Raw genomic sequence first — 6,880 nt, 5'->3', positions numbered from 1 at the left:
TCTTGAAGGAGTCAGTAGAGGCGCTTTGATTTCGCCTTTGAAAGTTCGCATTTGGACTCTTCAAGAATCCCCGTCCCGGAGCGGGCTGGGGAGTATCAATTGTAGACGAATTCGGCATAAAAACAACCATTTCTAGGAAGGATTCTCACTTCTCGGATCTCGGCATAATCCAGATTAGAAGGCATTTGAATTTGAAAGTTCTTCAATCCGAACCAAGCCTTAACTTTTTGTCCGAGAGGGATAGAAATTCGACCATCAATCAACTTTTTACCAAGCGCCTGTTTCGGATAGGCAATTAAGTGAAGCCCGCCAGGAGTACGGTAATTTGGAAATTTCGGTCTAGATTCAAGCTTTCCTTCACGAAACAATTTAATCAATCCTTTGAAAGATTTTACCGACTCACCGACAGCACCACAAGTCTGTTGAGCTGCTTGAGCGCATAAAGCTCCGTAATGAGGATTGCGTTTTAACTCGTTGATTACGTCAAACGGGCGGACAAAAATATGACCCTTAAAGTATGCTTGACGAACGTAGTAAACCGCACAGTTATGTAGTTTGTTTGACTCTTGACAAATATATTCTAGAACTGCTTTCAACTTTTGATCGGGCTTAATCAATACCTGCTGACATCCAAACACGCCAGTGACCTTGTTGATGTAATGTGTTGATTATACACTACCTGTCGATGGAGTCAATAGTCTTATGGCGAGTTTGTCAAAAAAAGATTTAGAGTATCGGCACGAGAGCAAGGCCGTCTCGCTGATCAATATGCACTTTGTTTTTATTCCCAAACGCCGTAAAGCCGTTCTGGTCGGCAAAATTGCAGAACGGCTGCAAGAAATTATTTTTGAGGTAGTCACGGAAAACAGGTGGAAAATTATTGCTTTGGAGATTATGCCGGATCACGTCCATTTATTGCTTAATATTAAGCCGACAGACTCCGCCAGTTTCGTCATGCAAAGAGTTAAGGGTAGGGCATCCAGTTACTTGAGGAAAGAGTTTCCCGAATTACTGAAATTACCTACATTGTGGACTCCTAGTTATTTTGTTGGCAGTGTTGGAAACGTTTCTACTGAAACTGTCAGGAAATATATCGAAGAACAAAGAAACAAATAATATAGAATGCTGGCAGCCTTAAGGCTGCAACTGCGTTTCATCCCCGGCTTAAAAGACCGGGGTTCTCACGCGACGCGCTATAGCAGGGGGAGAGTAGGAGAGGGAGAGGGGGAGAGCGGGAGAGTGGGAGAGTGGGAGAATTACCAAATAACGAATAACGAATAACCAATAACCAATAACTAATAACTAATGACTTAAAACAATCGATGCCAAGTCAATTCTTTTGTCGCTGCATTGAAATTCCAGCGCAACAATTGAGTTGCCGGTTTGCCGATAATTCCCGAAAGTCCGATCGCCTTTCTGGGAGATTCAGTTGCCAGGGCGATCGCACTTTCTACCTCGCAAATCCCCCAGCTTACCAAATTCTGCACTCCCGCCAACAGCGGCAGAGTTGTACCTGCCAAAGTAGCAGATTCCAGCGGCGAATGGTAATCCAATCTTACCCACGCCGTACCTTTTCTGACTTCCATTTGTCGGGAATCCCAAGGATAAACACCGTCAGGCAAACCCAAAGGAGCCAAAGCATCGCTTACCAAAAAAACGCCTGTGTCGTATCTGCCAGCACGCAGCAAAAAATCAATCATTGTCGGAGAAACGTGCTTGCCGTCAGCAATTAAACCGCATTTTACGCCCGGATAAACGATCGCCGCTCCTAACAAACCCGGTTCTCGATGATGCAAACTCGGCATCGCATTAAAAGCGTGAGTTACCATTGAAGCTCCCTGGGCAAATGCTTGCTGTGCTTGCTCTGCCGTCGCTTGGGAGTGTCCCAGACTGACGGCAATTCCCAAACTTTGCAAATAGGGAATGACTTCACCAGTGCTGTCTAACTCCGGCGCTAAAGTAATTATTTTGACAATATCCGCACAATCTCCTAGAACTAACTTGACATTTTCTATTGTTAGCGGTAGTAAAAACTCAACTGGGTGAGCTCCTCGCTTCTGGGGGTTGAGAAAAGGGCCTTCGAGGTGAACGCCGATTATTTCGGCACTTTGGGATTTATTGGTGGCAGGAGCAGCGGTTTTTGCAGTCCGCATATAATCAGCTATCGTCGAGAGCGATCGCCTAAACTTATCCAGAGAAGTTGTCACCAAAGTCGGCAAAAAAGCATCAACTCCCTGATACCATAAAAATTGACAAATTTTAGGTAAAACTTTAACATCCTTGCTTTCTAAATCTGGGAAAGCTAAACCGAGTGCTCCGTTAATCTGCAAGTCAACACCGCCCAGAGAAACCCAATCACCCGCAGCGTCGATCACTTGCAAATTGGGAGGAGCAATTCGTTTAAATACTTTGTCCATCGAACAAACTTCTTGAATGATGCCCGTGTTGTCAACAGCAAGCATCTGCAAATCCTTGCAACCGGGCAGGCGAGCATTGAGAATATCTGTAGGGGCGGCAGTTGGGGTTGTGGCTTCAGTCATCCGATTTTAGATTTTAGATTTTAGATTTTAGATTTTAGATTTGCTCGCCTCGATAAATCTGCGGGCTCTTGATGAGGATGTGGAGATTTTTGCTTTCTGCACTCTTGGCTTGTCACCAAATTGCTTTCGAGCATCAGTTTGGCTACAAAATATCTAAATTTTAGAACTCTTGCTCTCGTCAAATTTACCCCCCGCAAGTCCCCCCTTATTAAGGGGGGAAACAAGAATAATCTTACCCCCTCCCCGAACTCGCGGGGAGGGTTGGGGTGGGGTGCGTTGTATTTTTGCAAGAGATCTTTTAGTTAACGCCATAACTTAAAATTACCATTAATCTGAAATCTCACATCTGAAAATTGCATGAGTCAACCGACAGTTGGAATTATCATGGGCAGCGATTCGGATTTGCCTACCATGTCTGAAGCGATCGCAGTTTGCGAAGAATTCCACGTACCTTGCTCCGTAGCAATTGTCTCCGCCCACCGTACCCCGGATCGGATGGTGGAATATGCTCAAACCGCGCACCAACGAGGTTTGAAAGTAATTATCGCAGGTGCTGGGGGAGCGGCGCACCTTCCGGGTATGGTAGCATCTTTAACACCATTGCCGGTAATTGGTGTACCAGTAGCGAGCCGCCACCTCCAAGGCCTAGATTCGCTGTACTCGATCGTCCAAATGCCAGCCGGTATACCCGTAGCAACAGTGGCGATCGGCAATGCTAAAAATGCTGGCTTGCTGGCAATTCAAATATTAGCAGTTTCCCAGCCTCAATTGCTGGAGCGAATCCTGGATTACCGGAAAACTTTGTCCGAATCTGTAATGAAAAAACAAACTCAGCTAGAAGAGCTAGGCTATCAAAAATATCTCACTATGAACAAATAATCTCTAAGTGTTGTAGTACAATTGTGGGAAATTTTCGGGGTCTAGCTGAGCTGATAAGTTGTAAAAGCGTAAAAATGATGAAAATGAGTGTCGGAAAGAAAAAATCGAAACAAGTCAGGCGGGAGTCTTTGAATTTGCCAGCCCCTAACTTTTTGACAAAAGTCAGCAGGTTCAAGAAATTACAAAGGACGATCGCCCGCCTCAGTCCGAGTTGGCAAGCCTGTATACCAATAGCAGCAGTCATCTTCTTGATTTGGGGATATGCCGCAGTAGCCCAAACCCCTCCTGCTGCGCCAACCACCGAAGAGCAATTGGCCAGCCTCAAGGTAGGCATGGATACCATGTGGGTGATGGTGGCTGGGATGCTAGTGTTCTTTATGAACGCGGGTTTTGGGATGTTGGAAACAGGTTTCTGCCGCCAGAAAAATGCAGTTAACGTACTGTCAAAAAACCTGATTGTGTTTGCGCTTGCGACGATCGCATATTGGGCGATCGGCTTTGCGTTAATGTTCAGCAACGGTAACGGTTTTATCGGCAGCAGCGGCGGATATTTCCTGTTGAACGTGGCTGACAACAGCCCCGCTATGGGAGATGCTTATCAAGGCATTTTCAAATCCTTAAACTGGACGGGAGTCCCCCTGAATGCTAAATTCTTTTTCCAATTAGTTTTTGCGGGAACTGCTGCTACGATCGTTTCTGGGGCAGTTGCAGAGCGCATTAAATTCCTTGAATTTTTAATTTTCTGCTTGCTGTTAGTCGGAATTGCTTACCCGATTACCGGACACTGGATTTGGGGCGGCGGCTGGCTGCAAACAGCAGGTTTCTACGATTTTGCAGGTTCCGCAGTGGTTCACTCCGTAGGCGGTTGGGCTGCTTTGATGGGAGCGGCATTTCTCGGGCCGCGGATCGGCAAGTACCGCGACGGCGACACTGTGGCGATGCCGGGACACAATATGAGCATTGCCACCCTCGGCTGTTTGATTCTGTGGTTCGGTTGGTTCGGGTTCAATCCCGGTTCGACAATGGCTGTCGATCCAAATGCGATCGCCCACATTGCGCTCACCACCAACACCGCCGGTGCTTTCGGGGGAGTTGCTGCCACAATTACAGCTTGGCTTTACCTCGGAAAACCAGACTTGTCGATGATTATCAACGGCATCCTCGCTGGCTTAGTCGGGGTGACAGCGAGCTGCGCTTGGGTTAACATACCCAACTCTGCCATTATCGGCACGATCGCCGGCATCATGGTAGTTTTTGCAGTAACATTCTTCGACAACTTAAAAATTGACGACCCTGTAGGAGCAACTTCCGTTCACTTAGTCTGTGGCACCTGGGGAACTCTGGCAGTTGGCTTATTTGCTGACGGGCCCACAACGGGAATTTATACCGCTGGGCCGAAAGCGGGATTGTTTGTAGGCGGAGGTTTCGATCAACTAATACCGCAGTTGATCGGTATTATCTCTGTAGGCGGAATGACCGTGCTGCTGAGTACGATTTTTTGGTTGGCACTCAAAGCTTTGTTGGGTATCCGCGTTTCTGCTGTTGAGGAAGCTGAAGGTTTGGATATCGGCGAACATGGGATGGAAGCTTACACCGGGTTTGTGAAGGAAACTAGCTCTGGCAACAGAACAGAAAGCAGCTACGGCGGTTATTCTGGGGGGGGTGCGGACAGAACTACCAAACTTTAGAGCAAAACTCTCAAGCGTGGGACGATCGACTTTCTTCAGCTTTCTGGCCCTAGATGAGCGATTTGTACGTCCATCTAGGGCTTAATTGTGAAAAACCACAATCTGAAATCCCCCGCCCGCAGATACAGTCGCAGACGCACTCTTGAGTCTTTTAAACCAGGTCGATCGTTCTGGCATTCCTTGCTAAAATCTCGCAATTACGTTAACAAACTGGGTTTTTGCGTGCGGCTCAGCTTTAAAAAAAGCTACTTTAGAAAAGCTCTAAATCCTGATACAGTAAGTCATTCGGAATTCCTAAATCTAAAATCTAAAATCTAAAATCGCCTGATTTCTGCGCCAGAAAGCTTGGCAGTCAGATTTTTTATGGTAAAGTAGTGCCAAAAAGCAAAGTTCTGCATCGCCGTCACGCCCAACACAGCACACTGCTTGATTCTTACAAGAATTGAGGCGAAAATTGAACGGTAAAATTTGATGCAGCAATCAGTGCCAATTATTTCAGTATGGTGCCTGCAAATCGCTTGAGTTTATGGAGAAGTTTGGAGTAGTTAGCAGAAGTAGAACTCATAAATCCCTCTTGGGGATGGAAGTTAGCCGATCGAAAACTGTTCCGGTTTGGGCTTTGCTATCTCTGCTTACCAACGCGGTACTAATTGTCACAGTCGCTCAACTAATCGGTAGGGGAAACAACTTAACAGAAAGTTCCCCTGCTAGTGCTGCACTAACGCCGGAAAGCACTGAAGAACTAATTCGCTCTTCGACGACGGCGACAAACTCTACAAAAGTAGTGGCAGACTTGCCCCTTGCAGGGCCTCGACACAAATGGTCTTACCAGCAGTGGGTGACGCAGTTGGGCCGGGAAGCTGAGGCTGCCGCGGCAAATCGTCCCCCAAAACTGAGTGTTTTGGCTGGAGATTCTTTGAGTATGTGGTTTCCGACGAAGCTGTTACCGCCCGATCGCATTTGGCTGAATCAAGGGATTTCCGGCGAGACTTCCGTAGGTTTGCTGAAGCGATTGCAGTTGTTCGATCGCACTCTGCCCGATACGGTGTTTGTGATGATCGGGATTAACGATTTATTGCGGGGGGCCAGCGACGAAGGGATTTTGAACAACCAGCGACAGATTATCCGCGATTTGCGGTGGGCGCACCCGAAAGCACAAGTGGTGGTGCAGTCGATTTTGCCCCACAGCGGGGAACAGTCTACCTGGGAAAATCGCGATCGACTATTAGCGATTCCCAACAGTCGGATTCGCGCAATCAATCGGCGACTGAAAGAAATTGCTAGTTCCGAAAATGTTTCCTATCTGGATTTGCAGCCGTTGTTTGCGGATGCTGACGGCAATTTACCAACCCAACTCAGTACAGACGGCTTACACCTTAACGAGCGAGGTTATCTGGTTTGGCGATCGGCCTTGCAAATGTTCAGTCAAATGCAGTTGAAAAATTAATCAGTTGACTGTTGTCAGTTGGCAGTTGTCAGTTGGCAGTTGTCAGTAGTTAGAAGGATGAAGTCATATTCTCCCCCATTCTCCCCCTTCCAACACGGCTTACTCCGAAGTCAGGGGTAATGTCAAGTACCTGCGGATAGATTAAGAAAATATAATAGTTGAGCTTTTAGTATACAATGATACAGAATAACAGTTTGTACAAATGGTGCAATCCAAAAGGCAGAGAGTATGGGATTGAGAGTTGACAAATTTAGATGAGTCCGACTATACGAAGTCGGGGCTTGAGGATTGGGGAATTATCTATTAAAGATTCGTTCCGCTAAAAC

General features: G+C 46.8%; 6 protein-coding genes. 4 read left to right on the top strand and 2 right to left on the bottom strand.

Annotated elements, in window-relative coordinates; all coding sequences use genetic code 11:
• Positions 1 to 95: 95 nt before the first annotated feature.
• Positions 96 to 617, bottom strand: coding sequence for a hypothetical protein (locus tag JGK22_RS11475; protein ID WP_293183760.1), 522 nt, complete (start codon positions 615 to 617; stop codon positions 96 to 98).
• An 85-nt stretch (positions 618 to 702) separates the two neighbouring features.
• Between JGK22_RS11475 and tnpA the strand changes: the two genes are divergently transcribed.
• The gene (gene tnpA, locus JGK22_RS11470) at positions 703 to 1,116 is read left to right on the top strand and encodes an IS200/IS605 family transposase (protein ID WP_293183758.1); all 414 of its coding nucleotides are present in this window, start codon (positions 703 to 705) and stop codon (positions 1,114 to 1,116) included.
• Between the two features lie 194 nt (positions 1,117 to 1,310).
• Here the strand turns inward: tnpA and nagA are convergent, their stop codons facing one another.
• On the bottom strand, positions 1,311 to 2,540 hold the full coding sequence (gene nagA, locus JGK22_RS11465) for an N-acetylglucosamine-6-phosphate deacetylase (RefSeq protein WP_293206962.1): 1,230 nt from the start codon (positions 2,538 to 2,540) through the stop codon (positions 1,311 to 1,313).
• Between the two features lie 357 nt (positions 2,541 to 2,897).
• On the opposite strand from nagA, the gene purE reads away from it, so the two are divergent.
• From purE to JGK22_RS11450, 3 genes are all read left to right on the top strand, one after another.
• The gene (gene purE, locus JGK22_RS11460) at positions 2,898 to 3,419 is read left to right on the top strand and encodes a 5-(carboxyamino)imidazole ribonucleotide mutase (RefSeq protein ID WP_293144866.1); all 522 of its coding nucleotides are present in this window, start codon (positions 2,898 to 2,900) and stop codon (positions 3,417 to 3,419) included.
• Positions 3,420 to 3,493: 74 nt separating this feature from the next.
• The gene (locus tag JGK22_RS11455; protein WP_293206961.1) at positions 3,494 to 5,107 is read left to right on the top strand and encodes an ammonium transporter; all 1,614 of its coding nucleotides are present in this window, start codon (positions 3,494 to 3,496) and stop codon (positions 5,105 to 5,107) included.
• A 526-nt stretch (positions 5,108 to 5,633) separates the two neighbouring features.
• Positions 5,634 to 6,554, top strand: coding sequence for an SGNH/GDSL hydrolase family protein (locus tag JGK22_RS11450; protein ID WP_293183752.1), 921 nt, complete (start codon positions 5,634 to 5,636; stop codon positions 6,552 to 6,554).
• The last annotated feature ends 326 nt before the right edge of the window (positions 6,555 to 6,880 follow it).

The organism is Microcoleus sp. PH2017_08_TRC_O_A (assembly GCF_020738665.1).
Taxonomy (GTDB): Bacteria; Cyanobacteriota; Cyanobacteriia; order Cyanobacteriales; family Microcoleaceae; genus Microcoleus.
This window is presented reverse-complemented; position numbering and strand designations above follow the sequence as displayed.

Excerpts from the sequence above, each read along its gene's own strand:
- tnpA (WP_293183758.1), top strand. The coding sequence starts at position 703 with ATGGCGAGTTTGTCAAAAAAAGATTTAGAGTATCGGCACGAGAGCAAG.
- nagA (WP_293206962.1), bottom strand. The coding sequence starts at position 2,540 with ATGACTGAAGCCACAACCCCAACTGCCGCCCCTACAGATATTCTCAAT.
- JGK22_RS11450 (WP_293183752.1), top strand. The coding sequence starts at position 5,634 with ATGGAGAAGTTTGGAGTAGTTAGCAGAAGTAGAACTCATAAATCCCTC.
- JGK22_RS11455 (WP_293206961.1), top strand. The coding sequence starts at position 3,494 with ATGATGAAAATGAGTGTCGGAAAGAAAAAATCGAAACAAGTCAGGCGG.
- purE (WP_293144866.1), top strand. The coding sequence starts at position 2,898 with ATGAGTCAACCGACAGTTGGAATTATCATGGGCAGCGATTCGGATTTG.